This window comes from Helcobacillus massiliensis (assembly GCF_033106145.1).
GTDB lineage: Bacteria > Actinomycetota > Actinomycetes > Actinomycetales > Dermabacteraceae > Helcobacillus > Helcobacillus massiliensis.
Genome location: NZ_CP136959.1, coordinates 861,534 through 888,451 on the forward strand (window position 1 = coordinate 861,534; position 26,918 = coordinate 888,451).

23 protein-coding genes and 1 tRNA gene are annotated in these 26,918 nt (G+C 69.1%); 10 read left to right on the forward strand and 14 right to left on the reverse strand.

Features of this window, described 5'->3' with window-relative positions; genetic code table 11:
- Positions 1-320: 320 nt before the first annotated feature.
- The 5 genes from R3I40_RS04025 (at position 321) to R3I40_RS04045 (ending at position 7,014) form a co-directional block, all read left to right on the forward strand.
- Positions 321-1,064: a hypothetical protein gene (locus R3I40_RS04025; protein WP_259923163.1), complete on the forward strand. Its 744-nt coding sequence runs from the start codon at positions 321-323 to the stop codon at positions 1,062-1,064.
- A 256-nt stretch (positions 1,065-1,320) separates the two neighbouring features.
- Positions 1,321-1,977, forward strand: coding sequence for an abortive infection family protein (locus tag R3I40_RS04030; RefSeq protein ID WP_252908392.1), 657 nt, complete (start codon positions 1,321-1,323; stop codon positions 1,975-1,977).
- Positions 1,978-3,089: 1,112 nt separating this feature from the next.
- A complete protein-coding gene (locus R3I40_RS04035; protein WP_183374108.1) occupies positions 3,090-3,920 on the forward strand; it encodes a C40 family peptidase in 831 nt (276 codons plus the stop codon).
- 590 nt (positions 3,921-4,510) lie between these two features.
- Positions 4,511-5,425: a C40 family peptidase gene (locus R3I40_RS04040; RefSeq protein WP_285262110.1), complete on the forward strand. Its 915-nt coding sequence runs from the start codon at positions 4,511-4,513 to the stop codon at positions 5,423-5,425.
- A gap of 539 nt (positions 5,426-5,964) precedes the next feature.
- Positions 5,965-7,014, forward strand: coding sequence for a C40 family peptidase (locus tag R3I40_RS04045; RefSeq protein ID WP_285262111.1), 1,050 nt, complete (start codon positions 5,965-5,967; stop codon positions 7,012-7,014).
- A gap of 55 nt (positions 7,015-7,069) precedes the next feature.
- Here R3I40_RS04045 and R3I40_RS04050 read toward each other — a convergent pair whose 3' ends face one another.
- The gene (locus R3I40_RS04050; protein WP_285262112.1) at positions 7,070-8,089 is read right to left on the reverse strand and encodes a DUF2891 family protein; all 1,020 of its coding nucleotides are present in this window, start codon (positions 8,087-8,089) and stop codon (positions 7,070-7,072) included.
- Between the two features lie 148 nt (positions 8,090-8,237).
- On the opposite strand from R3I40_RS04050, the gene fabG reads away from it, so the two are divergent.
- Positions 8,238-9,011, forward strand: coding sequence for a 3-oxoacyl-ACP reductase FabG (gene fabG, locus R3I40_RS04055; protein ID WP_285262113.1), 774 nt, complete (start codon positions 8,238-8,240; stop codon positions 9,009-9,011).
- Positions 9,012-9,078: 67 nt separating this feature from the next.
- On the opposite strand, the gene glsA is transcribed toward fabG, so the two are convergent.
- Positions 9,079-10,044 carry a glutaminase A gene (gene glsA, locus R3I40_RS04060; protein WP_183374116.1) on the reverse strand — a complete coding sequence of 322 codons (966 nt, stop codon included), beginning with the start codon at positions 10,042-10,044 and terminating at the stop codon, positions 9,079-9,081.
- Between the two features lie 73 nt (positions 10,045-10,117).
- Positions 10,118-11,710, reverse strand: a complete 1,593-nt coding sequence (locus R3I40_RS04065) for a glycoside hydrolase family 10-like protein (RefSeq protein WP_285262114.1) — start codon at positions 11,708-11,710, stop codon at positions 10,118-10,120.
- Positions 11,711-11,801: 91 nt separating this feature from the next.
- Here R3I40_RS04065 and R3I40_RS04070 point away from each other — a divergent pair, with 91 nt between their 5' ends.
- Entirely contained in the window at positions 11,802-12,590 is a 789-nt protein-coding gene (locus R3I40_RS04070) for a class II glutamine amidotransferase (RefSeq protein WP_183374120.1), read from the forward strand.
- 149 nt (positions 12,591-12,739) lie between these two features.
- Positions 12,740-13,642 (forward strand): SDR family oxidoreductase, encoded by a 903-nt coding sequence (locus tag R3I40_RS04075; protein WP_183374122.1) that lies wholly within the window; start codon positions 12,740-12,742, stop codon positions 13,640-13,642.
- Here the strand turns inward: R3I40_RS04075 and R3I40_RS04080 are convergent.
- From R3I40_RS04080 to R3I40_RS04090, 3 genes are read right to left on the reverse strand one after another with little or no spacing between them, the layout of a single operon-like run.
- Positions 13,611-14,381 (reverse strand): glycerophosphoryl diester phosphodiesterase, encoded by a 771-nt coding sequence (locus tag R3I40_RS04080; protein ID WP_285262115.1) that lies wholly within the window; start codon positions 14,379-14,381, stop codon positions 13,611-13,613. The genes R3I40_RS04075 and R3I40_RS04080 overlap by 32 nt on opposite strands.
- Complete coding sequence (locus tag R3I40_RS04085; protein WP_183374126.1) at positions 14,378-15,235, reverse strand: cytochrome c biogenesis CcdA family protein; 858 nt, start codon at positions 15,233-15,235, stop codon at positions 14,378-14,380. The genes R3I40_RS04080 and R3I40_RS04085 overlap by 4 nt, the downstream gene beginning before the upstream one ends.
- 4 nt (positions 15,236-15,239) lie before the next feature.
- A complete protein-coding gene (locus tag R3I40_RS04090; protein WP_285262116.1) occupies positions 15,240-16,118 on the reverse strand; it encodes a DsbA family protein in 879 nt (292 codons plus the stop codon).
- A 164-nt stretch (positions 16,119-16,282) separates the two neighbouring features.
- On the opposite strand from R3I40_RS04090, the gene R3I40_RS04095 reads away from it, so the two are divergent.
- On the forward strand, positions 16,283-16,588 hold the full coding sequence (locus tag R3I40_RS04095; RefSeq protein WP_285262117.1) for a CsbD family protein: 306 nt from the start codon (positions 16,283-16,285) through the stop codon (positions 16,586-16,588).
- A 73-nt stretch (positions 16,589-16,661) separates the two neighbouring features.
- Here R3I40_RS04095 and R3I40_RS04100 read toward each other — a convergent pair whose 3' ends face one another.
- The 6 genes from R3I40_RS04100 to R3I40_RS04125 all read right to left on the reverse strand — a co-directional run bounded on the left by R3I40_RS04100 (position 16,662) and on the right by R3I40_RS04125 (position 23,356).
- A complete protein-coding gene (locus R3I40_RS04100) occupies positions 16,662-17,024 on the reverse strand; it encodes a DUF2200 domain-containing protein (RefSeq protein ID WP_285261555.1) in 363 nt (120 codons plus the stop codon).
- Positions 17,025-17,046: 22 nt separating this feature from the next.
- Entirely contained in the window at positions 17,047-18,321 is a 1,275-nt protein-coding gene (locus R3I40_RS04105; RefSeq protein WP_183374132.1) for an aromatic amino acid transport family protein, read from the reverse strand.
- A gap of 163 nt (positions 18,322-18,484) precedes the next feature.
- Positions 18,485-19,792, reverse strand: coding sequence for an SLC5/6 family protein (locus R3I40_RS04110; RefSeq protein ID WP_239374423.1), 1,308 nt, complete (start codon positions 19,790-19,792; stop codon positions 18,485-18,487).
- Positions 19,793-19,984: 192 nt separating this feature from the next.
- Positions 19,985-21,811 (reverse strand): selenocysteine-specific translation elongation factor, encoded by a 1,827-nt coding sequence (gene selB / locus R3I40_RS04115; protein ID WP_285261556.1) that lies wholly within the window; start codon positions 21,809-21,811, stop codon positions 19,985-19,987.
- On the reverse strand, positions 21,808-23,157 hold the full coding sequence (gene selA / locus R3I40_RS04120) for an L-seryl-tRNA(Sec) selenium transferase (protein WP_285261557.1): 1,350 nt from the start codon (positions 23,155-23,157) through the stop codon (positions 21,808-21,810). The genes selB and selA overlap by 4 nt, the downstream gene beginning before the upstream one ends.
- A 104-nt stretch (positions 23,158-23,261) precedes the next feature.
- Positions 23,262-23,356: transfer RNA gene (locus R3I40_RS04125), tRNA-Sec, on the reverse strand.
- A 72-nt stretch (positions 23,357-23,428) separates the two neighbouring features.
- On the opposite strand from R3I40_RS04125, the gene selD reads away from it, so the two are divergent.
- Positions 23,429-24,466: a selenide, water dikinase SelD gene (selD, locus tag R3I40_RS04130; RefSeq protein ID WP_183374138.1), complete on the forward strand. Its 1,038-nt coding sequence runs from the start codon at positions 23,429-23,431 to the stop codon at positions 24,464-24,466.
- Positions 24,467-24,555: 89 nt separating this feature from the next.
- Here the strand turns inward: selD and nrfD are convergent, their stop codons facing one another.
- Both nrfD and R3I40_RS04140 read right to left on the reverse strand, forming a co-directional pair.
- On the reverse strand, positions 24,556-25,671 hold the full coding sequence (nrfD, locus tag R3I40_RS04135; RefSeq protein WP_285261558.1) for an NrfD/PsrC family molybdoenzyme membrane anchor subunit: 1,116 nt from the start codon (positions 25,669-25,671) through the stop codon (positions 24,556-24,558).
- Positions 25,668-26,687, reverse strand: coding sequence for a 4Fe-4S dicluster domain-containing protein (locus tag R3I40_RS04140; protein ID WP_239374453.1), 1,020 nt, complete (start codon positions 26,685-26,687; stop codon positions 25,668-25,670). The genes nrfD and R3I40_RS04140 overlap by 4 nt, the downstream gene beginning before the upstream one ends.
- Positions 26,688-26,918: the final 231 nt, after the last annotated feature.

Below are 26,918 nucleotides of genomic sequence, written 5' to 3' on the forward strand. Positions count from 1 at the left end.
GCCGCCCGGGCGGGAAGTGGACGGCCGAGCTCACGGAGACGGGCAGGTACTACGTCGAGCACGGCAGGTACCCGGGTGAGGTCGAGCAGGCCGAAAGGCCACCGGCTCCACGAACGCGCCGTGCAGGGAGTCCTGCAAGACTAGGGACTCAGGACCTTTCCCCGGCGCCGGCCGAGACGCGAGAGCCTGTCGTAGTGCCGCAGGAGCCCCAGGAGCAGGTTCCGCTGCGCCAGGTCGTCCGGCGTCCCCACCCGGCCGTCAAGGAGCTCAGGGATAGGCCGGGCCGGCTTCCGATGCCCCTGCGCAGGCGCTGCGTCCTGGTGGCCCACTCTCTAGTCACCGAGGCGCTGGCTCGCGGCTGGACGGTCACGCCCGTGGAAGCGCGCCGAGAGCCCGATGGTTACCGCGGCACCTACCTGCGCTATCCTAACCAAGCGCTGCTCCTGCTTGATGCCGGGCACGCGACGGTGGGGATCGTGTTCAGCGAGGTGACGAAGCGGCGTCCACACGAGGACACAAAGGAGGAGGCGGCGCGCCGGGCGAAGGGGCAGTACGTCGGGGCGCCGAGGTACGACTACGTCGGTGACGGCAGACTGCGGCTCCACCTGACGGACCACGACGGACGGAAGACCGGGGCCTCGTGGACCGACGGTGCCCGCGTGAAGGTCGAGGAGCGGCTGGCTGAGGTGATCGCCGCCGTCGAGGCCGCCAGCCAACGTGCCGTCCGGATGGAGCAGGAGCGCCGCCGCCGCGAAGAAGAGGAGAGGCTTCGCCGCGAGGAAGTACACCGGGTCGAGCAGCTGCGCCGCGGCTACGAGGAGTGGGAGCAGGCGCTCCACGCACGTGCCGACGCGTGGACTAGGCACCGCGAGATGGCCGCGTTCGTCGACGAAGTGGAGCGCGCCATCGGCGAGGAGGGACACCCGTTTGTCGAGTGGGCCCGCGGGCACCTGGCGGCGGTCGACCCGCGCCGGGTGCTGCCGTCGGGCGCCGTGCCCACGTGGACGCATGAAGAGCGAGCACGGCACGGCCGGTATGAACCGAAGCCGACGTACCGCTGGTGAGACACTCCGCCTGCGGGAACCGAACTCGTCGTCCTGAGACACTGGTCAGGATCGCGCCGTCGCATGGCGCCAGACGAGGGGGAGTTCCGTGATAGGTTAGCTGCTCTCGGACGAGGTCGCCGCCTCGCTGGGTAAGTTCTTCTTCGGCGGCGCGGGCCCGAGCCACGCGACCCTCACGAGGTGCTTCACGGCGTGTGGTCTATCGGACGAGGACCCCTACGACGTCGCCACCGGCACGCCGAACAAGGAGCACCGCGTGCTGCTGCTGTGCCGGACAGCCCGGCGACGTCCGGGAGACGTGGCCGCAAAGGCACTGGATCAGCTGCTGACGGCGCTGCGCGTCGATGGCGCGTTCAACAGCTCAGACGCGCAGACAAAGGAGCGGGTCGCGACCCTGCAGCGCGCGCTCCTGGTCCAGGGGGCTGTGCTAGACGACGAAGGGCGGCTCCATCACGAGCAGCCGCTCGACCTGGAGACCGGCGGAAGGCAGGCCCTCGACGAGCAGCTCGCCCGGTTGCGCCGGAATGTCGAGGATCCGGGGGCCCTTCTGGGGGGAGCGAAGGAACTCTTGGAATCGATCTGCAAGTTTGTGCTCGAGGAGCAGATGATGCTCCCGACAGGGAAGCTCGACTTCGAACCGCTGCTGCATCTGGCGATGGAGCGGCTCGGACTCCAGCCCCAGCTCGTCGACGCCTCGCAGCCTGGCGGCAAGCAACTGCGCGCCATCTATCAGTCGGCCAAGACAACAGCCTCGACGATCAACGAACTGCGCAACCTCCAGGGCACCGGCCACGGGAGGACGCTGCCCACGGGCATCAGCAAGGAGACCGGCCGCTACGTGATCCGCGAGGCGACACACGTCGCGGAGCTGCTCCTGAGCACGCATGATCGGCAAATGGGTCGAGGCTCCTGACAGCGCTCCCGGAAGGCACGAGCTAGGACGGCATGGTCGATGCGTCGCCAGCAGGTCGTCGGTGTGCGACGGTCTCAGCCGCAGTCCTCGCCGCGGTCGTCAGTCGTGGGCTGCGTTCCCTCCCTCTCGGCCAGGGCGGGGAGCGTAGGCGAGCGGATGCTTCCGCCCAGCGACGAGAGCTGCACGTTCCGCCTGGACCGTGAGGTTGTCTAACATGTCTCGGATGCCTCGGCGCAGGTTGCTCTTCAGCGATGGGCCTGCTGTGCTTTCGGGAGTGCTCCGCGGCTGTGCGTGTCGCGCATCAGGGCGCCGGCGATGATCAAGTGTTTGCGGACTGTCCCGGCCGTGTAACCGAACCTGTCGCCCACACGCTCCAGCGAAGCCCCTTGCTCATACATGGCACGCATCAGCCGAATCTCGCTGCTGGACGGGGAGTGGTTCCGGAGGACGACACCGCGTTCCCGGAGGAGTCGAGCGAGCCGCTCGTGTCCAAGACCGACCTGCCGGGCCACAGTTTTCAGAGACCCGCCGGCAGCGTAAGCGGTTTCCGCTCGTTGAAGAAGGTCGTCGGACGTCCGTGGTGCCTGCCGTGGTTGGCGTCTCCGGCGCTGCGGTCCGTGCCGTCTAGCGCGGATCGACCGGTGTGCTCGCGCTATCTGAATCACAGATGGGGCAAGTTTCGACAAGCCTCCCGCTAGGTCCACTCGAGAAACCGTGAGACAGTGACTCGTTGAAGCCCATCGGCCAAGCCGGTGGGCTTCGCTGTTGTCCGAGGTCGCCGAACAGCCCCCATCCCCACCCGGACCGCCCACGGGAACCACTGTGCGGACTCCTTAAAAGTGCGGTCAAGCGCAGGCGAGGGAATGGGAACGATACCCCCGTGTTTGTGACATGAGTCAACGGTTCGGGCGGTCTTGAGCAAAGTCGTCGGTCAAGCATTGCCAACCGCCTAGGAGATGGCCCCGACCCTCCGTAGGTTGGTAGCACAGGCAGCGCCGGAGACCAGCCCGCAGAGGGTGGAGATCTCGGCTGTCATGACCCAGGACAGACTCGGGCTCCTCCAGGACCCACCCGCATTCAGCAACACGTAACCAGAACAGGAACGGCACCCCATGGCTCGTCACAACACCCACCGCGCAACCGGCGCAGCAGAAATCCGCTTCCCCCTCGGCACCGCCGGCAAGGCAGCAACCGGCATCGCCCTCGCAGGCGCAGGCGTCTTCGGCGTCCTCTCCGGTGCACAGGCAGCCACCGCCGCTCCCGCCCCGGCCCCCGCCGCACACAAGGCCACCACTGCCGCTCCGCAGACCGCTCAGGCCCCCGTTGAGCGCGCCACCGCCCCCACCCTCACCTTCACCTCCAAGCTGCGCTACGGCTCCACCGGCGGCAACGTCTCCGAGCTGCAGTCCGCCCTCAACGCCAAGGGCGCCAGCCTCGCGGTCGACGGCAAGTTCGGCCCCCGCACCCTCGCAGCCGTCAAGGACTTCCAGGCCTCCTCCGGCATCGCCGTCGACGGCGTCGTCGGCCCGGAGACCCGTGGCGCCATGAACGGCGGCTCCGGATCCATCCCCGGCGGCACCGGCAAGTCCGCCCCGGTTCAGAACTCCAACTCCTCCAGCTCCGTGCTCGCCGCCGCACGCTCGCAGATCGGCACCGGCTACGTGTGGGGCGCCAGCAACCCGGGCTCCGGCTTCGACTGCTCCGGCCTGACCTCCTACGCCTACAAGGCCGCCGGCATCGATGTGCCGCGCACCTCCAGCCAGCAGGTCGCCGCCGCCCGCCAGATCCCGCAGTCCCAGGCACAGCCCGGTGACCTCGTGGCATGGCCCGGTCACGTCGGCATCTACGCCGGCAACGGCAAGGTAGTGGACGCCGGCCGCACCCCGCAGGCCGTCACTGAGCGCAGCATCTGGGGCAACCCGACCTTCCACACCTTCCGCTGATGCGGCGAGCCCCGGCGTGAGCCGGTGCGCCCCTTCAGAGACCGCACAAGCGCCGTTCCCTTCGGGGAGCGGCGCTTCGTCGTACCCCGCGCAGTGCCACGCGGAACTGGTTGAGGCGCGCCGCCCCGTGGCAACGGTGCGCCACGGAATCCGCGCGGAAGCAAAGGATCTTGAACAGGCAGCGGCGCCGCCGCGCGGTGCAGAACACCTGGTCACACGCCCTCGAGGCAGGATCCGCCGTGAGGCGGCGCCGCCGGCGGGGAGGCCGACGGGGGACATCGTCACGAGAGTTCAAACGAAGCGGCGCGAAGCAATTGAATCCTCAACACAAGATTGCAGCGAGATCACAGCGGCAGGCGTTCTGTGACCTGGTGCATCGAGCCACCGCCCTCTTCGTAAAAGTCCCTGACCGACCCCTTCAACACGCACGGGAGGACGGCCGACCCGGACATAGCGTGGTTCCCACGAGGCCACAGGGCAGCAGCGGGTTCGGGTCAGCGAACAGCAGCCCACCGCCTCGATCGACTTCCTCCCGCACGGGAGACGCCGCACGGCGCATCACCAGAGAACACACGCAAAGGAAGAGAAGCATGGCTACCAACAACCTCCACCGCACCGCCGGCGCAGCAGAGATCCGTCTCCCCATCGCCGGGGCCTGCAAGGTCCTGACCGGCATGGCACTGGCAGGCGCCAGCGTCTTCGGCGTCACCGCAGCCGCAGGCGCCGCCGAGGCACCGGGTGCAGGCGAAGCGGACCCCGAGCAGGTCAACCGCACCCCAGCAGCGGCGGCACCCAGCCAGGAGAAGAAGACTGAGACCGCACCGGCCGCCGATGAGGCCGCGGACATCACCCTCGACGGCACCGCCATCCTCACGTGGGGCTCCGCCGGCAACAACGTCTCCACCCTCCAGACCGCTCTGAACGCACAGGGCGCCGACATCAAGGTGGACGGCGTATTCGGTCCCGCCACCGACCAGGCCGTGCGCGACTTCCAGGCCGAGAACGACCTGAACCGGGTCGACGGCCGCGTCGGTCCCGAGACCCGCGATGCCCTCAACGGCACCGAGGACGCATCCGGTGCCGAGGGCGCATCCGCTCCGGCCGGCGGCACCGCCGCACCGGTCGCCAACAAGCAGTCCGATGCCGAGGGCTCCACCTCCTCCGCTTCCGGCGACGGCCAGGCCGTCCTCGAGGCCGCCCGCTCCCAGATCGGCGCCACCTACGTGTGGGGCGCCAGCAACCCGGGCTCCAGCTTTGACTGCTCCGGCCTGACCTCGTTCGCCTACGACGCCGCCGGCATCGATGTGCCGCGCGCCTCCAGCCAGCAGGTCGCCGCTGCCCGCCAGATCCCGCAGTCCCAGGCACAGCCCGGTGACCTCGTGGCATGGCCCGGTCACGTCGGCATCTACGCCGGCAACGGCAAGGTCGTGGACGCCGGCCGCACCCCGCAGGCCGTCACTGAGCGCAGCATCTGGGGCAACCCGACCTTCCACACCTTCCGCTGATCGAGCGGGACATGAGACTCGCTGCCTGATCGGGCAGTGATGACAGGAGAGCGCCGCATCCCATCCGTGGGAGCGGCGCTCTTCTCATGCTGATCCGCCTCGGGGAACGGCTCAGCCTCGAGTAAAGGTTCAGACTTTTTTCGCCCTCCCTCCCTGAAACGGGGCACAAGAGCACCAAGAAGTCCCCTGTAATGGTCGAATATCCACCGCTAGAGCAAAGAAAAAGCAAAGACACGGTCTGCATCGCGTGCAGATTTGGGTTCTCTTGGCCCAATGTCTGAGGCGTTTCGTGAGCCGGTCCGCCGTTAGGTCAAGGCGAGGGTCAAATCTTCTGCACAGCCGGTTCAACACACGGGGAGGGGTCCCCAGGCGGCCCTACAGTTGAGAGCGAAGGGCCCCACCTCGGGTTTCATCTGAGCGCGGGCCATATTCCACACGGAGCAGCTTCCTTCCCCGCCCGTTCACGGGCGCCGCTCTGTCGCTTCCCGTGCGTCCCCAGGGACGCCTCGATCCTCGACCCGTGAAGGAAACCGCTGCTCGTGGCACGCCAGAACACTCATCGCGCCCCCGGTCCCGCTGAGATCCGCATCGACATGACATCCACCCTCACCAAGACCGGAGGCGTCGTCCTCGCCGGTGCGGGTGCCATGAGCGTCATGACCGGTGCCAACGCCGTCAATGCTCCCGCCGCCCCCGTGCACACGGCACCGGCTGCGCCGAGCCTGAACGCCACCGTCATCAGCTCCACCGCGAAGATCCGCCCGGGCCACCGCGGTTCTGCGGTCCGCGAACTTCAGGCGGCGCTCAACGCCCGCGGTGCCAGCATCGTAGTGGACGGCGTCTACGGCGCCGCCACCCGCAACGCCCTCACCGCCTTCCAGTCCGCCAACGGTCTGGTTCCGGATGGCGTCGTCGGCCCCGCCACCCGCGGTGCTCTGCGCTCCACCGGCGGCCAGAGCGCATCCGCTCCGGCGACCGCGATCAGCTCCACCGCGAAGATCCGCCCGGGCCATCGCGGTTCTGCGGTCCGCGAACTTCAGGCGGCGCTCAACGCCCGCGGTGCCAGCATCGCAGTGGACGGCGTCTACGGCGCCGCCACCCGCAACGCCCTCACCGCCTTCCAGTCCGCCGCCGGCCTGGTTCCGGACGGCATCGTCGGCCCCGCCACCCGCAGCGCGCTCAACGGCGGCGGCGTCTCCATCCCGGCGGGCAACGGGACCTCGAAGCCCGGAGCGGCACCCTCCAACGGCAGCTTCAACGCTGACGCAATCATCTCCGCTGCCCGCGCGCAGACCGGCGTCTCCTACAAGTGGGGCGCCTCCAAGCCGGGCATCGGCTTCGACTGCTCCGGCCTCACCCAGCACGCCTACAGGGCAGCGGGCATCAAGCTGCCCCGCACCTCCGGTTCCCAGGCCGCTGCCGGCCGTCAGATCCCGCGGTCCCAGGCGCAGCCCGGTGACCTCGTGGCATGGCCGGGCCACGTGGGCATCTACCTCGGCAATGGCCGTGTGATCGATGCCGGCCGCACCCCGCAGGCCGTCACTGAGCGCAACATCTGGGGCAACCCGACCTTCCACACCTTCCGCTGATCCTTCAGCACTGATAGGCGCCGCCTCCTCGGACTCCGGGGAGGCGGCGCCTGGTCTATGCGACTTCGTGCGATGCTTCCCACGCGAAGGTGGCGAGCCAGTGGCTGGCCATGTACTCATCCGAGACAGCAGCGGCGGTGCCCGGCGCCATGAGGGAGGGGGCCGCCGCGCGCAGCGCAGCCGAGAGGTCGGACCGGGCACCGATCCGGTCGAGTGCGCGCGCCAGGCGCAGCCCGGAAGCGGCAGCGGTCAGGCCGAGCCCGTCGAGGTGGGACTGGTGGCCGTCGGTGGGGTCCAGCACCGGCACGGGCCGCAGGATCTCGGAGTCTTCGCCCAGGTCGGTGAGGAACGCCGGCAGCCAGTCAGCGAGCTCATCCGGATCGAGGGCGAGCAGCATGAGGTCGGCTTCGCAGAGGCCAGGGGAGAGGAAGTCGTGGCCGGAGCGCTCCTGGTGGAACGCCCACGCCCGGTCCCTGGTGAAGAAGCGTCGGGCGCTCTCGCGGATGGCGTCGGCAGCGTCGGTGCGGCCGCGGCGCTCAGCGACTATCAGCAGCCGGCGCAGCGCGAACGCCGTGTTGGTGTGCAGTCCGTGCCGCACCGGCAGGTCGGTGCGGGACAGCCAGGTGATCGTGAGGTCGAGGACGGTGTCGGCGAGCGGCGCTGCCCCGGGCGCGAGGTCCTGCAGTTCGGGCGTGGTGGCGGTGGCGAGGGAGTCGGCGAGCATCGCAGCCCACGCCCAGCCGTAGGGCCGCTCCCATGTGGGGTGGGCCCGCAGGTAGTCGACTTCGGTCTGGATGTTCTCGGCGCTGAGGTGCTGCTGGAGGAGGTCCAGGGCGCGCTGCCGCCATGCGGGGGCGGGGGAGGGGCCGACGGGCTCCTCGATGAGCTGGGTGAGCAGCCAGTGCATGTGGACGCTGGAGTGCCAGTCGAAGGAGTTGCCGAATGCGGGGTGCAGCGCTGCCGGGGTGTGCATGTCGGCGGGGTCGGCCTGCACATGGTGCGCGGCGTACGGGTAGTGGCGGGTGATGTTGTCCAGGGCGACGGCGGCGAAGGCGTCGATCAGATCGGTGTCCATAGAGACCTTAGGGTACGGGACAGCACAGAATCGCACAGCCGGCCGCATTGGGCCGGCATTTTCGCGGGAACCGCCCAGTGCAGCGCCTTCACCGCGCCTACTGTGGAGATGGAACCCCATTCGCTGTGACTGACTTCTGGAGGACCCCATGTCTGATCTTCTCGCCGGCCGCTGCGCCCTCGTCACCGGCGGCACCCTCGGCATCGGCTTCGGTATCGTCCAGACCCTGCGCGCTCACGGCGCCCGCGTCATGGTCACCGGCCTCACCGATGAGGAATGCGGCCCCGTCCGGGACGCCGGTTTCGACGCCATCGCCGTGGACGTCCGCGACCCGGACGCCTGCGCCGCCGCCATCGAACAGGCCGTGTCCACGCTCGGCTCCCTCGATGTGCTCTGCTCCAACGCCGGCATCTACCCGCAGGTCCGCATCGAAGACGCCACCGCCGAAGACTTCGACACCATCTTCGGCGTCAACGTCCGCGGCACCGTGAACATCGTGAAGGCCGCGCTGCCGACGCTGCGCGACTCGGGCCGTGGCCGCATCGTGGTCACGAGCTCCATCACCGGCAACCACACCGGCTACCCCGCCTGGTCGCTGTACGGCGCCACAAAAGCCGCGCAGATGGGCTTCGTCCGCTCCGCCGCGATCGAGCTCGCACCATCGAAGATCACCGTGAACGCTGTCCTGCCGGGCAACATCGTCACCCCGGGGCTGAAGGCCCTCGGCGAGGACTACATGGACAAGATGGCGCGCTCCGTCCCCCTGGGCTTCCTCGGTGAACCCGAGGACATCGGTGAAGCCGCCGCCTTCCTCGCCTCCGACGGCGCCCGCTACATCACCGGTCAGCAGATCATCGTGGACGGCGGCCAGATCCTGCCGGAGACCCCCGAGGCGCTGGAGGACATGCGCGCCGCCGGTTGACAGCCGCGCCGAGGTGAGGCCCCGCGGTCACGGGGCCGGCCGGGCTGGAGGGCCGGATCCGTCGGCCTCACCGCCGACGGAGGAGGTCCTCCGCCCGCGCCTCCGCATCGACCACGGAGGCGCCGTCCAGCATGTGCAGGGCGAAGTCACGGCTCATGCGGTCGAAGCAGGCGGTGCCGCGCACGGGGTTGCCGTGCTCGTCCAGCGACGGTGAGAACGTCGCGAACCCCAGCTTCGGCGGCAGCGCCGCGAGGATGCCGCCGCCCACCCCCGACTTCGCCGGCAGGCCCACATCGGTCATCCAGTCGCCGGCGTCGTCATACATCCCGCAGGTCATCATCACCGACATCGTCAGCTTCGCTGCGCGCCGGGAGAACACCCGCTCACCCGTCTTCGGGTTCACGCCGCCGCTGGACAGCGTCGCCGCCATCACCGAGAGGTCCTCCGCGGTGACCAGGGTGGAGCAGCCGCGCACATAGCCCTCCACCACGTCATGCGCGTCCTCGGCCATCTGGCCGGCGGCGCGCAGCATGTGGGCGAGCGCCAGATTGCGGTCAGCGTCCTCCATCTCCGCTTCGAGGGTGTCGGCATGCACCTCGAGGTCACGGCCCGCGGCTCGGCACATCGCCTCGTGCAGACGCTCCCGCCGCTCACGGGGGCTGGTGCCGAGCATGGCGTGGATCCGGATCGCGCCGATGTTGATCAGCGGGTTCTTCGGCCGGCCCGTGTCCAGGTTCAGCGACACCGCGTTGAACACCTCACCGGTGGGCTCCACATCCACTCGGTTCAGCACATGGTCCTCACCCCGATGGTCCAGCGCCGCCGCGTAGCCGAACGCCTTCGAGATCGACTGGATCGCGAACTCATGCCGCGTGCCGACGCTCATCACCTCACCGTCGCCGAGGCACACAGCGATTGCCAGGTGGTCCGATCGGGCGCCCGTCAGCTTGGACATCGGCGGGATCTGTCCGCCGCTGACCTCATCGAGAACGGATCCCCGCAGGGCCGCCAGGTAGTCAAGAAGCGCACTCATGGCTCGACGCTAAGCCACCGGGCCCCTCCAGGCAAAGCCGCGCACCTGCGTGCGAGCCTGAGGCACGCGCCCCTCAGATGCGGACGGGGCGGCTGGGAGCCGACTGATTCCACAGCCGGTCCAGGGCCGTCACCACGAACGTTCCACGCACCGGCGCGGAGCCCGTCAGGGTGAGGGTCTGGCGGCCCCCGCGGTCGTCGGCGCGGACCGTGGCGAGGAGGTTGCGCCCGTCGCCCAGAGCGGCTCCGTCGGCCTGCCCGGCCGGCAGGCGCCAGATCGCGAAGCTGGTGGCGCCCTTCGCACTCGCGCGGTTCCAGGACAGCACCGCGGCATCGCCCTTCGCGGACACCTGCACACCCACCGGGGCAGACGGGGTCGTGCCCTTCAGGTGCGGCATCTCAGGAACCAGTGCCGGAGTCGAATAGTGCTGCTTCACCATCGCGGTGACGGCACCGGCGGTGTCGGAGCGCAGATCCTTCGCGCTGAAGAACGCATCGCCGTCCACCGACGGGTAGGAGCGGTTGAACGTGAGGTGCTCGGTCAGCTCAGCCGCACCGAACTCACCGGAGGTGGACTTGTACACGGCCTGACCGATGAACAGGGACACGTTCGTGTCCTTCACCTGCTCGCACCACCAGGAGGTCAGCTCCGCGTAGTCCGCCGCTGGGTGGCCGATCTCCCAGTAGATCTGCGGACAGATGTAGTCCACCAGGCCCTTCTTCACCCAGTCGAGGGTGTCGGCGTACACGGTCTCGTAGGACCCCGAGCCGGACGTGGCGGAGCCGCGCGGATCCGAGGACTGGTTGCGCCAGATGCCGAAGGGGCTGACCCCGAACTTCACCCACGGCTTCTCCGTCTTGATCCGCGTCCCCATCTCTTCGGTCAGCAGGGTGATGTTCTGCCGGCGCCAGTCCTCCACGCTCTGGCCCGCGCCGTACTGCGCAAACGCGTCAGCGTCCGGCAGCTCCTCCCCGTCCACGGGATAGGGGTAGAAGTAGTCGTCGAAGTGGACGGCGTCGATGTCGTACCGAGTGACGGCGTCCATCATCGCGTCCTGCACGAACGACCGCACCGCCGGCAGACCCGGGTTGTAGTACAGCTTCTTCCCGTACGCGAACACCCAGTCCGGGTGCACCCGAGCCGGGTGGTCCGCGACCAGAGCCGACGGGTCGTCATGCTGCGCCACCCGGAACGGATTGAACCAGGCATGGAACTCCAGGTTGCGGGCATGCGCGGCCCTCACCTGGAACGCCAGCGGGTCATACCCCGGGTCCTTCCCCTGCTCGCCGGTCAGCCAGTGGGAGAACGGCTCCAGATCGGACGGCCAGAACGCGTCGGCCGTGGGCCGCACCTGCGAGATCACCGCATTCAGCCGCAGCTCCTGGGCCAGGTCCAGCCACGCCAGGAACTCCTTCTTCTGCTCCTCAGCGGACAGCCCCGGCTTCGAGGGGTAGTCGATGTTCTCCACCGCCGCGATCCACATTGCGCGCAGCTGCCGCACCGGGCGGGTCCTGTCAGCACCCGCCTCACTGATCGTCTCCGCCGACGGGTCGTGCGCCGCCGACGCCGCCGGCGCCCCCACGATCCCGACGGTGAACGCCGCTGAGGAGACCACCGCCCCGGACGTCAGACGCAGCAGATCGCGGCGGTTCAGCGGTTCAGCCATGAGGGTGGTCTCCTCGCACAGGTGACAGGACACCCTTGACCGTTTCATGATTCTCTTGGAATTTCCATGAACAAACCGGAAGGACACTGCCATGTGCCGTCTGCTCGCCGTCTCCACCCGCGACGACCGCCCCCTCGCGGAGGCCTACAGCGAGCAGTTCGAAGCGTTCACCTCCCAGTCCTGCCTGCACACGGACGGCTGGGGCCTCGCCTGGTATGAGAACGGTCACCTGAGCACCGGCCGCGACATCGACGAAGCGCACGCCTCCGGCCTGTACCGCGACCTCACCACCCACCGGGCCCGCGGCCCCATTATGCTCGCGCACCTGCGCAAAGCCAGCGAAGGCCTCGCCACCGAGATCGCCAACACCCACCCCTTCACCGACGGCGACATCGCCTTCGCCCACAACGGCGAGTTCGACCTGTCCGATGCCCTGCGCCGCGCCGTCCTCGACCGCGGTGGCCGCACCCCCTTCGGCACCACCGACACCGAACTGTTCTTCTCCCTCCTCACCCGCTGCGCCGCCGACGCCGACCTCACCGACGCCTCCCCGCTCGCCGACTGGGCGCGGGCCGTGCAGCAGGCGGCGCGCGACATCACCGGACTGGTCCTCGCCCACGGCACCCGCCCGCCCGAGTCACTGAACTGCGTGCTCACAACCCCGCGCGGCTTCGTGGCGTACACCCAGTGGGACCCGGAGCAGTCGAAGCCGCCGAAGAAGTACGGCGACTACCACCTGGACTTCCGAGCGGAGGCAGAGCGTGTCGTCGTGGTGTCCAGCGGCGTGGACACCTCCGGGTATGAACGCCTGGAGCAGGGGGAGGCGCTCGCCGTCACCGCGGGCACGCTCACCGCCGAACGCATCGCCGCGCTGGGCTGACGCCGCGCTCAGCCCTTCCCGGTCGGCATGTGGGGATTCCCGCGGTCGACCTGTGCCGACGGGTGCCGACGGGTGCCGCCAAGGTTGCGCGGAGGCCTGGCGATTAGCCTCACGGCACAGCCCTCGACACCCGTTCTTCAGGAGGCGCCATGTCCGAGAAGCTCGACCAGCTCACCTTCCACGACCCCGTCACCCGCTTCGAGTCCATCGAACCGCCGATCCAGCACCAGGAGGAGCCCGGCCTGGACCGCGATCTGAAGCCGCACCCTGACCGCGGTGAGGAGTCCTACCGCGGCACCGGCCGTCTGCAGGGCCGCCGCGCTCTCATCACCGGTGCCGACTCCGGCATCGGCGCCGCCGTCGCCATCGCCTTCGCCCGCGAAGGCGCGGACGTGGCCCTCAACTACCTCCCGCAGGAACAGGCCGACGCAGAGGTCATCAAGGACCTCATCGAGAAGGAGGGCCGCACCGCGGTCCTGCTTCCCGGTGACCTCGCCGACCATGATGTGAGCCGCTCACTGCCGGACAAGGCGGTCGAAGGTCTCGGCGGTCTCGACATCCTCGTCAACAACGCCGGCAAGCAGATCAGCGTGGACGAACTGGAGAAGCTCGAGGATCAGCAGGTCGAGGAGACGTTCGACGTCAACATCCTCGCGATGTTCCGCATCACCCGTGCCGCGCTGAAGCACCTGCCGGCAGGCTCCACCATCATCAACTCCACCTCGGTGCAGGCGTACAAGCCGTCCGCGCACCTGCTGGACTACGCCTCCACCAAGGCCGCGATCAACGCGTTCACCAAGGGGCTCGCCGAGCAGCTCGCACCCAAGGGGATCCGCGTCAACGCGGTGGCGCCCGGTCCGGTCTGGACAGTGCTGCAGGTGACCGATGGGCAGCCGAAGGAGAAGCTGCCGAAGTTCGGCAAGGACACCCACCTGGGCCGCGCCGGCCAGCCGGTGGAACTCGCACCGGCCTACGTGTTCCTCGCCTCGGCGGAGTCCAGCTTCGTGGTGGGGGAGACCCTCAACGTGAACGGCGGCCAGCCGACCCCCTGATCAGCAGGTGGGCGACATCGGTGCAGATGCCGGTGGCGCCCCAGTTCAGCAGCTGATTCGCGCGCGCCGGGTCGTTGACGGTCCACACGTTGACGTCGAATCCGGCGGCGCGCATCGTCTCCACCTCGGCGCGGGTCAGTCCTCGATCCTGCGGATGCACGATTCCCGCACCGGCCATCTCGATCACGGTCCGCCAGTCCTCCCGCAGAGTTGCACGGGTGAACAGGCAGGCGAGTTCGATCCGTGCACCCGCCGGCCCGCCCGGCAGCTGGTCCGCGGCGCGGCGGATCAGCAGGTGGTTGAACGAGGACAGGATGATGCGCCGGTCCGGATCCAACCGGTCCAGCGCCTTGAGGACCGTGTCCACGAGGGCGCGTCCAGCCGCGGCACCGCCGACGGGTGACTTCAGCTCGATGTTCGCATTGAGCTCCAGGGCGTTCAGCAGATCGATCAGCTGATCGAGCGTGGGAATCCGCTCACCGGCGAACGCGGGGGAGAACCAGGAGCCGGCGTCGATATGCTCGAGATCGCTGCGAGTGAGGTCCGCGATCGTTCCGGAGCGGTCCGTGGTGCGGTCCAGCTGGGTGTCGTGGAGGAGCACCGCTGTGCCGTCGCCCAGCAGATCAACGTCGCATTCCAGCCACTGCACTCCGTGCTCCGCCATCATTCGGAATGCCGCCAGCGTGTTCTCCGGGGCGAGGCGGCTCATGCCCCGGTGGGCGATGATGCGTCCCGTCACCGTTGACCCCCTCGACCAGCGCCGCGGCGGTGAGCGTTCCATGCGACCACAGCGGCGAGGACGGCTGCGGCGACCGCGATGGTCACCCAGTTCGGAACCGCCCTGGAGAAGGACATGACGTTCGCCTCCAGCTGCGCCTGGTCGCGTGCGCCGAGGACACCGCCGAGGTTCGCCGTGCCCTGCGTCAGCAGCATCAGCACGCCGATGCCGATCGTGAGCACACCGGCGATGATCGCCGTCCACGTGGTTCGGATCGGGCCGAGCACCACTTCCCGCGGCCGCACCAGCGACCGCACCCACGGCAGGCGCGTCCACACCAGTGCCAGGATCAGCAACGGCGCCGTCATCCCGGCCGCGAACACGAGCAGGATGAGGCCGCCGTACAGGGCGTTGGAGCTGAACGCGGCGAACGCGAGGACCGCGCCGAGCATCGGGCCGGCGCACACACCGGCCACGCCGTACACGGTGCCGAGCGCGTAGGTGGACAGTGCCGAGATGCTCGAGCTGCCGCCCGGGGCGCCGGGCGCTCCCACCGACGGGGCGGAGCTGAGGCGGGACAGACCCGGAATCGGAATGTTCAGCAGCAGCAGAGCACCGAGCACGATCACAAGGATCGAGACGACGGTGACCAGCGTTGACCGGTGCTGGTTCACCAACGCGCCGAGGGAGCCGGCGAGGATGCCCAGCGGGACAAGGGTGGTGATGAGTCCGAGGTAGAACACGCCGGTGCGCGTCAGCACGGTGGTGCGGTCGGCGAACGCGTACGAGAAGAACGCCGGCAGCAGCATGACGGAGCAGGGGCTCAGCAGTGTGAGTGCCCCACCGAGGAAGGCGCCGAGGAAACCGAGGTCCATGGTGTCACTCCGCGGGCTTCTCGCCGGCGTCCTCGAGGGCCGTGTCGATGAACTCCTCGAAGTTCTCGATCGGCTGCGCGCCGGCCATGCCCTGCATGCCGATGCCGAAGAACGGGACGCTCGTGACCCCGGCCATCTGAGCCTGCTGTGTGGAGGCGCGGACCTCCTCAGCGAGCGCCGGGTCCTTCATGTCCTTCTTGAAGCGGTCGATGTCCTCCACGCCGACCTCCCGGGCGAAGTCGACGAGCTCGTCATCCGGCAGCTCCGGGTGGCCGCGTTCGGGGGCGGCGGCGTAGACCGCGGTGATGTACTCCACGTACTTGCCCTGGCGGCCGGCGGCTCGAGCTGCCATGGCGGCGCGCTCAGACTCGGGACCGAAGAAGGAGACGTCATGGAACTCGATGCGCAGCTGACCGGAGTCCACGTACTTCTTCTGGATCTCCGGGAGGGTGTCGCGGTCGAACTGGGCGCAGAACGGGCAGCGCATGTCGGTGAACTCGATCATCGTGACCGGCGCGTCCACATCACCGATCGCCATGGGGTCGTCCGGGTCGTTGCGCTCCAGGCCGGGGCCGTCATCACCCGCAGCGGGGGAGGCCGACGGGGCCTGCTGTTCACCGCCGCCGTCGGATGCGGCCTGGGCGGTCGCCGTCGGCGCGGGGGTCGCCGACGCGGAAGCAGCAGTGGGCGATTCGGACGAGCGGTTCTTCGTCAGCTGCGCGACGAGCACGAGCGCGGCGAACACGGCAGCGGCGATGCCGACGACGATCAGGATGCGCCCGCGCCCTCGACCGCGGCTCTGCGACGGGGCGTCGGCGCCGTCGGGCGCAGTGCTGGGGAGCGGTTCAGGCTGGGGTGAGGAGGGGTTCGTTGACGTAGACACGCCGACAGGCTAGCGGTTTCCAGCGGGCGGGACGAGGCGTTCGAGGCCCGTGCCACCGATGCATCAGCGGGAAAGGCTGGGAGTGCGTGGAGAGTCGCCGCCTATAGTTGCATCGTTATCGAAACGAGACTGGCGCGCCTTGCGTCGATTCGGAAGGAGACCCCATGAACAACGATTTCGCTGACAAGGCAGAGAGTGCCGCGGACAAGTTCGCAGACAAGACGAAAAACAAGTCCGACGAGTTCTCCGGCAAGGCCAAGGAAGCACTCGGCGGCCTCACCGGCGATGATCAGCTCAAGGGCGAGGGCAAGGCCGAGGCCCTCATGGCGAAGGGCAAGGACGCCCTCGATTCCGTCAAGAACTCCATCCAGGACGGCTCCGCTCAGGAGGCCGTCAAGGAGAAGTTCGAGCAGGTCAAGGGTGCTGTCGCCGAGGGCGTGGACAAGTTCCAGAACCGCAAGTCCAACTGACACCAGCGGACACACAGCAGGGCCCCACCCGAACGGGTGGGGCCCTGCTGTGTGAGAACGGCGCCGCAGCGGGTCAGGAGCGGAGGATGTTCTCCATCTTCTTGCCGCGCGCCACTTCGTCCACGAGCTTGTCCATCCAGCGGATCTTCTGCATGAGCGGATCCTCGATGTCCTCCACCCGCACCCCGCATATCACGCCGGTGATCAGGTCCGTGTTCGGGTGCATCTGTGGAGCATCCGCGAAGAACTCCCGCAGCGTGGCGGGAGAAGCCGCCTGCTCGCGCAGCTGCTCGGTGCTGTAGCCGGTCAGCCAGGTCAGCACGTGGTCGAGCTCCTCGCGGGTGTGGCCTTTGCGCTCCACCTTGGTCTGGTACAGGCCGTCGATATCGCCGTATCGCATCTGGAAGACGCGCTCGAGCTTCGGGTCAGTGGTCATGCCCTGAGCCCATCGGAGGCGCTCACAGGAAGAACTGCGTGACCAGGCCGGAGATCGCGATCAGCCCGAACACGACCACGAACGCGTTCACCACCCACTGGCGGCGGAAGGGCTTGAGCGCCGGGATCGTGTAGATGCCCACCACCGGCAGGATGAAGAGGATCATCGCAATGACCGGGCCGGTGATCTGTTCGATGATGTCGAGGATCTGCGGGTTCGCGACCGCCACCAGCCAGGTGATGACGAACAGCAGCACCGCGACGATCTTCTGCACGGTCTTGGCGTTGAAGTCCTCGCGCGGGGTGCGGCGCACCGCACGGATGATGCCGACCGCGCCCTCAGCAGCGCCGAGGTAGTGGCCGAAGAAGCTGGAGGTGATCGCCGCCATCGCAATGATCGGACCGGCGTAGGCGATGATCGGGTTGTCGAGCGTGTTCGCCATGAAGGTCAGCACCGTGTCATTGGAGGCGCGGGCCTGCGCCATGCCGTCCGAACCCATCGCCAGGACGCAGGACCACACGAACAGCATCGTGAACACCACGAGGATGGTCGAGGCCAGACCGAGCGTCTTGGACGCAACCGCGTTCGCATCGTCTCCGTGCTCTTCGCGCATCGCGAGGGAGAACTGAGAGATCGCGGGCGAATGGTTGAACGCGAACACCACGGTCGGCATTGCGAGCCACACAGCCGTCAGCAGGCCCGTTGCGCTCGGTGCCTGGCTGAAGGCGGAGAAGTCCCACTGGGGGATCAGGTAGATCGAGAAGGTGAACAGGGCGAGGATCAGCGGCACCACGATCCACCCGGTGATCATCAGCATCAGCTTCTGCCCGAACAGCATCACCAGCATCATCGCGCCCACCAGCACCAGGGCCAGCAGCCAGCGCGGAATTTCCGGGCCGTGCAGCTGCTGCTGGATGAAGCCGTCCACCGTGTTCGTGATGGAGACGCCGTAGATCAGCACGATCGGCAGGATCGCCAGGAAGTACAGCACCGTGATGACCATGCCGATGGCATGGCCGTAGTGGTCCTCGGAGGTGGTGGTGATGTCGGCGTCCTCACGGTCGGAGGAGAGGACGTACCGGGACAGTCCGCGGTGCGCGAGGAACACCAGCGGGCCCACGATGATCGTCAGGATCAGCAGGGGCCACACGCCGCCCTCACCGGCAGAGATCGGGAGGAACAGGATGCCGGCGCCCACAGCGGTGCCGAACATGCTGATCGCCCATCGCTTCGAGGCCTTGGGTTCGCCGTCGGACGCCGTGGTGGTGTTCGACAGATTCTCGGGGGTGGAAGACATCGTTGTCCTAGCAGAGAGACTCCGGGGTGCCCCTCGACCTTACCAATCTGCACCCGTGGCCCGACTCAGGCGCGCGCGAGTCGGCTCCGCAGAACTGCGAACGCCCCGAACAGCGCCGCTACCTGGGCGGACACTGGTCGGGGCGAGAAGCCGGAGCTGCGGATCAGGCGCCGGTGAACAGCGTGAACAGGACGCCGGAGATGGCGATCAGTCCGAAGATCAGAACGAACCCGTTGCGCAGGTAGTCGCGGCGGTACTTCGTCAGGCCCGGGATCGTGTAGATGCCCACGATCGGCAGCACGAAGAGGATCGCCGCCAGCACCGGACCGGACATCGATTCGATCAGGTCGAGGATCTGCGGGTTCACCACCGCGGTGACGTACACGATTGCGAAGATGATGGCGGCCACCAGGTACTTCACGCCCTTCTCGCCGAGGCGCTCGGTGAAGCGGGGCGCGGAGTCGCGGATCATCGCGACCACGCCTTCCGCCACGCCGAGGTAATGGCCGAAGAAGCTCGAGGTGATCGCGCAGATCGCGATGATCGGGCCCATGATGCCGATGATCGCCACGCCGGTGTCGTTGGCGAGGTAGGACAGCACCGTCAGGTTCTGTGCGCGCGCCTCCGCCAGCTTCGAGGGACCCATCGCCAGCACGCAGGACCACACGAACGCCATCGTGAAGATGACCAGCAGGATGTTCGCGACCCGCAGGGTCCGGGAGGCCTCCTGTTCGGCGCGGTCGCCGTAGGCGTCCCGCATCGACAGGGAGAACTGGGAGATCGCCGGTGTGTGCGAGAACGCGAACACGAGCACGGGGATCGACAGCCACACCGAGAAGACCAGCGAGCCGACGGTGGGGCGCGCGGAGAACGCCGACAGGTCCCACATGGGGATCAGGTAGAGGGTGAAGAACGCGAGCGCGGCGATCAGCGGCCACACCAGGAACGACGTCACCTTCAGCATCAGGTTCAGGCCGAAGAACATCACGGCCATCATCGCGCCGATGAGCACAAGGGCCAGCAGCCAGCGCGGGATCTCCGGTCCGTGCAGCTGGTTCACGAGGAACGAGTCCACGGTCGAGGTGATCGCCACGCCGTACACGAGGACGAACGGCAGGATCGCCAGGAAGTACACGATCGTGATGACCATGCCCCAGACCCTGCCGTAGTTCTGCTCCGCCACCATGGTGATGTCCGATCCGGGCACGCGGGAGGACAGCACGAAGCGGCTGAGGGCGCGGTGGGCGAGGAACGCGAGCGGCCCGATGATGATCGTGATGATCAGCAGCGGCCACACGCCGCCGGCGCCGGCGGAGATGGGCAGCAGGAGGATTCCCGCACCCACGGCGGTGCCGAAGAGCGAGATCGCCCACGACATGTTGAACCGCTTCGGATGCTCGGGCGGGTTCGCGGGCTCCTCGATGACAGCGGCGGTCGAACCGCCCTGTTCGGCAGGGGACTGGGCAGACATCGTTGTCGGATTCCTTCGCAGGTGGACGGTCAGGGTCACGCGCCGTCAGGGCACGGCGGTGCCCCACGGCGGTCATGAGGGATTGGTCCACCGTAGCCCGGTGCCGACGCGAGGTCGACTTAAGTGGCGCAGGATACACCAGGGTGAATGCGGTGTCAGGAGAACGCCGGTGTCCGTCTCTCAGGCGCAGGCTCAGCGCACGATGGTGCGGCGATTCGCATCGACGCGCCGGGTCCAGCCGCGCCCGTCCAGATGCTCCAGCAGCGGGATCAGCACTCGGCGGGTCGTGCCCAGCGCACGCCGAGCCTCCGACGCCGTGAACGGCTGATCCAGCTGCGCCAGCTCCCGCATCGCCAGTGCCGGCGCGGTGGGCAGCAGCACGATGCCGTCGGCGATGCGCAGCAGACGGCCCTGCTTCTGAGCCGCCGCGAGCTCCTTCGGGCCAAGCCGCAGGTCATCCAGATCGAACGCCTCCGGGGCCGCGAAAGGCTCCGCTCGCAGCCGCCGCTCGAGCTCAGCGACCGATGCCTCCGCTGCACCCAGGCTCGGGGCAGCGCCGGGCAGGGTGAAGCGCCCGTCGGCTGCGTCGACGCCGGCGGTGCGCACCACCAGCGGCAGCAGGGACGCATCCGGCAGCTGGAGGGCGGTGAGGGCGGCGCCGCGGGGGAGCCCGCCGCCGAGCGGGTCGCGCTTCAGCTCCTCGTCGATCGCGGTGCGCAGCTCGGCCGCCCAGCGGTCGAGGCGGTCGCGGGCGATGAGGAAGCCCCCGTCGGCGACCAGACCGAGGTCCTCCAGGGACGGGGCCGACGGGTCCGCCCCCGGCACCTCGAGTCCGAACCGCTCGAGCTGTTCGGTGCGCATCGCACCCCGCCGCTCCACCTCCACCAGGGCACTGCCCCTCTCGGGCAGGGCCGCGAGCTCCGCGGCGCGGCGCCGTCCCGCGCCGCGGCGGTCCAGTTCCGGTGGGTCCACATCCATGACGCGGACACCGCCGAGGACGGCGCGCTGCCCGCTGCCGCGCAGGACCATGCGGTCCCCGACGATCAGCGGCAGCTCCCGCGGCATGGTGATCCGCGCATGCGCAGCATCGAACGGCCGCACATGCGCCTGCAGAGCGGCCGAGCCGATGTGGACGGTGACATCGCCCGGCAGCTCGGTGAGGTCGCCGGCGGTGGTGGAGCGGACATCCACCGTGTCGGTGAGATGGAAGGCGCCGGGAGTGATGAGGACATCGCCGCGGTGGATCGCATCGGTGCCGACGCCCCGCAGGTTCACCGCTGCCCGGTTCACCGGTTCCAGGCGCTCCACGGACCGTTCCCGCGACTGGAGGCCCCGGACGTCCGCACTCAGCGTCCCCGCGCGGGTGATGATCTCAGCGCGCATCCCGGTGCGGAGGGTGCCGGCGCCGAGGGTGCCGGTGATGACGGTGCCGGCGCCGGAGATCGCGAACGACCGATCGATCCACAGCCGGGTCCGGTGGCCGGCGGCTCCGGCAGCCGGCGAGGCGGTGATGGATTCGCGCAGGACACGATGCATCTGGGTGCGCAGGACCTGGATGCCGTCGCCGGTGCGGGCGGACACGGCCACGGCGGGCGCACCCTCCAGCCCGGTGCCGCGCAGCTGCGCACGCGTCTGCTCGATGACTGCGTCCACCATCTCCGGCGCTCTGTCGGTCTTGGTGATGACGATGATGCCGCGGTCGATGCCGAGAGCCGCTGCGGCGTCGCGGTGGTCCGCGGACTGCTGCTGGAAGCCTTCGTCGGCCGCGACCACGAACAGCACGATCGGGGCGGGGCCGAGCCCGGCCAGCATGTTGCCGAGGAACCGCTCATGGCCGGGCACATCCACGAAGCTGACGGTGTCACCGTCGAGCTCGGTCCACGCGAACCCGAGGTCGATGGTCAGGCCGCGCTCCTTCTCCTCCGCCCACCGGTCCGTGTCGATGCCGGTCAGGGCGCCGATGAGAGTCGTCTTGCCGTGGTCGACATGTCCGGCGGTGGCGACGACGAAACAGCTCACGAACCCTTCTCCTCAGTGCTCTCCGCAGGGGCAGCCGCCGCGATGATCTGCTCAGCGAGGACCTGGTCCTGATCCTCGGGGATGCAGCGCAGATCGATCAGGCAGGCCCCGTCGGCCACCCTCCCCACGACCGGCACCTCACCGGAGCGCAGCGGGTCCGCCAGGCGGGTCGGCAGGCGCAGCGCCCAGCCGGGCAGGGGAACGCCCGTGCCTCCACCGCCGCCCACCCGGCCCTCATGCTCCACCACAACCACTCCCGGCACCGCGGGGCGGACCGTGTCGGAGAGGGCCTCGGCGCGGCGGCGCATCTCAGCGCTGTCGGCGTGCAGCGCCGCAGTGACCGGGGGAGTGGGGCCGAGGAGCGTCGCCTCCAGCGCCGCGAGGGTCAGTTTGTCCACCCGGACGGCTCGGGCCAGCGGATGCCGCGACAGCTGCGCCACCGTGTCGGCGCGCCCGGCGAGGACACCGGCCTGGGGACCGCCCATCAGCTTGTCGCCCGAGGCGATGACGGCGTCCGCCCCGGCCCGTAGCGCCTCCCCGATGCTCGGCTCCTGCGGCAGCGCCGCATCCGGTTCGAACTGACCCGAGCCGACGTCGACGATCAGCGGGACACCTCGTTCGTGCGCGAGCGCAGCCACGTCGTTCAGCGGCGGAACTCCGGTGAAGCCCTCGAGGCGGAAGTTCGACGGGTGCACCACGAGGATCGCGCCGGTGCCCTCCCCGATCGCGTCCGCGTAGTCCTCCAGGCGGGTGCGGTTCGTGGTGCCGACCTCCCGCAGCCGCGCCCCCGTGGACTCCATCAGGTCCGAGAGTCGGAAACCCGCCCCGATCTCCACGAACTGGCCGCGGGAGATGATGACGTCCCGATCGAACGCGAGCGCTGTGGTGGCGAGGACGAGCGCTGCAGCGCCGTTGTTCACCACGAACGCGTCCTCAGCGTCCGGCATCCGCTGCAGCAGGGCGGCGCGCGCCTGCGTGCCGCGGCGTGACCTCTTCCCCGTGCCGAGGTCCATCTCCACGTCCGTGTACCCGGCGGCGTCGGCGATCGCGGCGCGCGCGGCCGCGGAGAGGGGTGCTCGGCCGAGGTTGGTGTGGATGATCACGCCGGTGGCGTTGAGAACGGGGCGCAGGGCCGACGGGGTCCGGCCCGTCACCAGGCGCACCACCTCAGCCTGCACATCCTCCGGGGTGATCGCGCCGGCTCGGGCGCGGTCCTGCACACCGCGGATGATGCCGGTGACGACCGGCCGGCTCAGCGACGCGGACGCGGCAGCGACCTCCGGCAGGGTCAGGAGGTCATCCGTGCGGGGGATCCGTCGGCGCGGATCGGAGGGGGCAGTGGGCACGGCGCGGCCTTTCTGCTCGGGACAGCGGCGAGCCCCCGAACCCGCCCGAGGCGACCGGTGGCGGTCGCCGGTGCGGGGCGCGGCTCGAGGGCTGCGAGAAGAGTTGGCGGAGACGGACAGGAATCGAACCTGCCAAACCGAGATGCTCGGTTTCAACAGTTTTGAAGACTGCGGAGCCCACCAGGACCCAGACGCCTCCGCCGCCCACGCTACCAGAACAGAACCCCAGGCCCGGGGCCTGGGTCCCGAGCCTCCTCGGTACAGTGGGAGCATGAGCACTCCCAACTTCGCCGGTATCACCCTTCCCTCGGATGGCCAGCGCCGCCTCACCCAGTTCGCCCACGGCGGCGGCTGCGCCTCCAAGATCCCCGCCGCGGAACTCGAGCAGGCGGTCTCCCCGCTCGCCGGTCAGGACTTCGACAGTGTGATCGTTGGTCTCGACGACGGCGATGACGCCGCCGTGGTCCGCATCCAGGACGGCCTGGCGGTCATCTCCACCGCGGACTTCTTCGCACCCGTCGTCGACGACCCCTACGACTGGGGCCGCATCGCCGCCGCGAACGCCCTCTCCGACGTCTACGCCATGGGCGGCACGCCCGTCGTCGCCATCAACCTCGTGGGCTGGCCCCGCGCCGACCTGCCGATGGAGATGCTCAGCGAGGTGCTGCGCGGCGGCCGCGACATTGCGAACGAAGCCGGCTGCCCCGTCATCGGCGGCCACAGCGTGGACGACCCGGAGCCGAAGTACGGTATGGCCGTCACCGGAACCGCCGACCCGTCCCGCCTCATGCGCAACGACGCCGCCGAGGCGGGGCTCCCGCTCACCCTCACGAAACCGCTCGGCGTCGGCTTCCTCAACAACCGCCACAAGACCACCGGCGACGTGTTCGCAGCAGCGATCGACTCCATGACCACTCTCAACCGCGACGCCGCCCGCGCCGCGATCGACGCCGGGGCAGTCGCCGCGACGGACGTCACCGGCTTCGGGCTTCTCGGCCACCTGTTCAAGATGTGCCGCGCGTCCGGTGTCAGCGCCGTGGTCGACTCCGCCGCCGTGCCGCTGCTCGACGGTGCCGCCGACGCGCTGGCCGACGGGTTCGTCTCCGGCGGCACGCGCCGCAACCTCGACTGGGTCGCCCCGCACCTGCGCACGCACGATTCCGTCGGTGAGGACGCGCTGCTCACTCTCGCCGACGCGCAGACCTCCGGAGGGCTCCTCGTGGTCGGCGAGGTGCCCGGCTACCCGGTTATCGGTGAGATCACCCCGGCTGGCTCCGACGCGCCGGCGGGCACCGTCACCATCCGGTGACATCCGGGGACCTGCTGCGCCCTTCCCTAATGTGAAGCGCCGGCCGCCCCCACGGATCGGGACGGCCGGCGCTTCAGCTGTCGCGGAGGTCAGCCCGCGGTGGTGATGGAGTCGTCGACGATGCCGGCAGCGCGGCGCTCCTCAAGGCGGTCACGCTGCGGACCCACCACGTACTTCGGATCCGTGGTGGACAGGTGGCCGGCCTCGACCACGCCGAAGCGGGTGAGAGCGGAGCCCGCCATCAGTGCGGCACCGGACGCGGCGGCGAGGATGCGGGACCGCTTGCCGAACAGCAGCGTGCCCACGCCACCGGCGATCGTGAGGGCGTGCGCGAGCTTCAGCTTGCGGCCCGGCTCCTCGATCTCCAGCGGCTCCCGCTCCAGCGGGTGCATGTCCTTCTTCATCAGGTCCATGGCGATGAGCTCACCGGCGGCACCGGTGATCGCCAGCAGGCGCGCCGGCTTCGTCTGCTCGGAGCCCGTCGTGATCATCGCCAGGCCGCTGGCGGCGGCCGTTGCGGAGGACACGAACAGGTACGGCAGGCCGCGACGGGCACCCGCCCACGTCGGTGTCGAGGTCATCGACAGCAGTGCGGCCGTGTAAGCGGCCAGCGGCGCCCCGAGGAAGCCCATCGCCACACCGGAGGTATCAGCGGCGGTGCGCAGCATCGGGCGCAGCGGCCCCAGCGGCAGCACCTCACCGAGGGCGTCGTCCGCCTCCGAGGCGGCGGCGATGCCGGTCAGGGTGCCGTACACGGACAGGATCCACGTGCCCCACGACATCGGCGATGTCGGCTTCACCGTGCGCATCATGTTGAGGAAGCGCTCGGGGCGGCCGAGGTCGGCGATCAGGCACACCGTGCCGGCGCCGACGGCGCCGAGGGCAGCGAAGCGGGCGTTGCGGCGCAGGTCGTCCAGATCGAACATCTGCGCACCGAACGCCAGCAGGCCCGAACCGCCGGCGACACCGCCGAGGAACAGGTACGCGCTGATCTCGTCGCCCCACGGGGCGGCCTTCACGATCGGCCGACCGTAGTACGAGGTGAACTCGACGTCGTCGACCATGCTCATCTCGCGCCCGCCGTCGTCACCTCCGCGGCGGCGACGACGCAGCATGTCACTGGCGGCGCCGCTCAGGCGGTCGCGGCGGCGCTTCCGGCGCGGCTGCTCCGGCGGACGGTATGCATCGAAATCGGAATTCGTCACTTCCTGCCTCCCAGGAACGCCAGGGCCGCCACGGCGACCATGCCGGCCGAAGCAGCGGCGTAGCTCGCCATGATCTGACCAAGGTGCTTCGTCGGAACGACCGGGTCCGGCGGAAGACCGTACGTCTCCGGTTCGTCCAGCAGCAGGAACACCGCGCCGGTGCCGCCCACGCCGTCCTTCGGGTTCGCGCCGTACAGACGCGCCTCAGTCATGCCCTTCGCATGCAGTTCGGCCACGCGCTGACGCGCCTTGTCCACCATGTCGGTGTGGTCACCGAACTTGATGGATGTTGTCGGGCAGGTCTGCGCGCACGCAGGGGTCTGCCCGTCCAGCAGACGGTCGTAGCACAGGGTGCACTTGTTGGCGGTGCCCATGTTCTTGACGTCGTCGTGGTCCCCGGGCTCGGACTTCGGCGAAATGGTGCCGTCGTCACGGCGCTGGATCACGCCGAACGGGCAACCCGCCACACAGGTGCCGCAGCCGTTGCAGATGTCGTTCTGCACCACCACGGTGCCGAACTCCGTGCGGAACAGCGCACCCGTCGGGCACACGTCCAGGCAGCCGGCGTTCGTGCAGTGCTTGCAGACATCGGAGCTCATCAGCCAGCGGAAGTCGGGCGTATCCGGGGGAGTGGTGTCCACATTCCCACCGGCGATCGCCGCATCCGCCCTCTGCTCGGGAGTCATCGTGGACTTCGGGCCGATCGACGGCATGCCGAGCGACACCAGGCGCCTGCCCGACTCACGGGCCTTCGCCACCTCGTCCTCGCCCTGTTCGATGAAGGCGACGTGGCGCCAGGTGTTGGCACCGAGTTCACCGGTGTTGTCGTGCGACTGCGAGAGGTATTCGTAGTCGCCGTCCTGCGGGTTCTGGTTCCACTCCTTGCACGCCACCTCGCACGCCTTGCAGCCGATGCAGATGGACGTGTCGGTGAAGAACGCCTTGCGATCCTTGGCGTCGTGAAGGGACCAGCGAGCGTTCTCGATCGGGTCCTCAGCTCCGTAGAGCTTGGGCATGAGAGCAGTCATCGGTCCTTCCTCTTCTCGGTGTCGCCGGACGTCGAGCCGGAGCTGCTGGCGGTGGGGTCCTCGCTGCCGTTCGGAGCCGCGTTCGTCTCCTTGGTGTGCTTCGAGGACTTCGACTCATCGGAGTCACCGCCGGTGGAGCCGGAGGACTCCGTCATCGCGCCCGAGCCCTTCTCACTGTCGTCCCCGCCGGACTGCTTGCCGGCGAAGATCGTCGCGCGG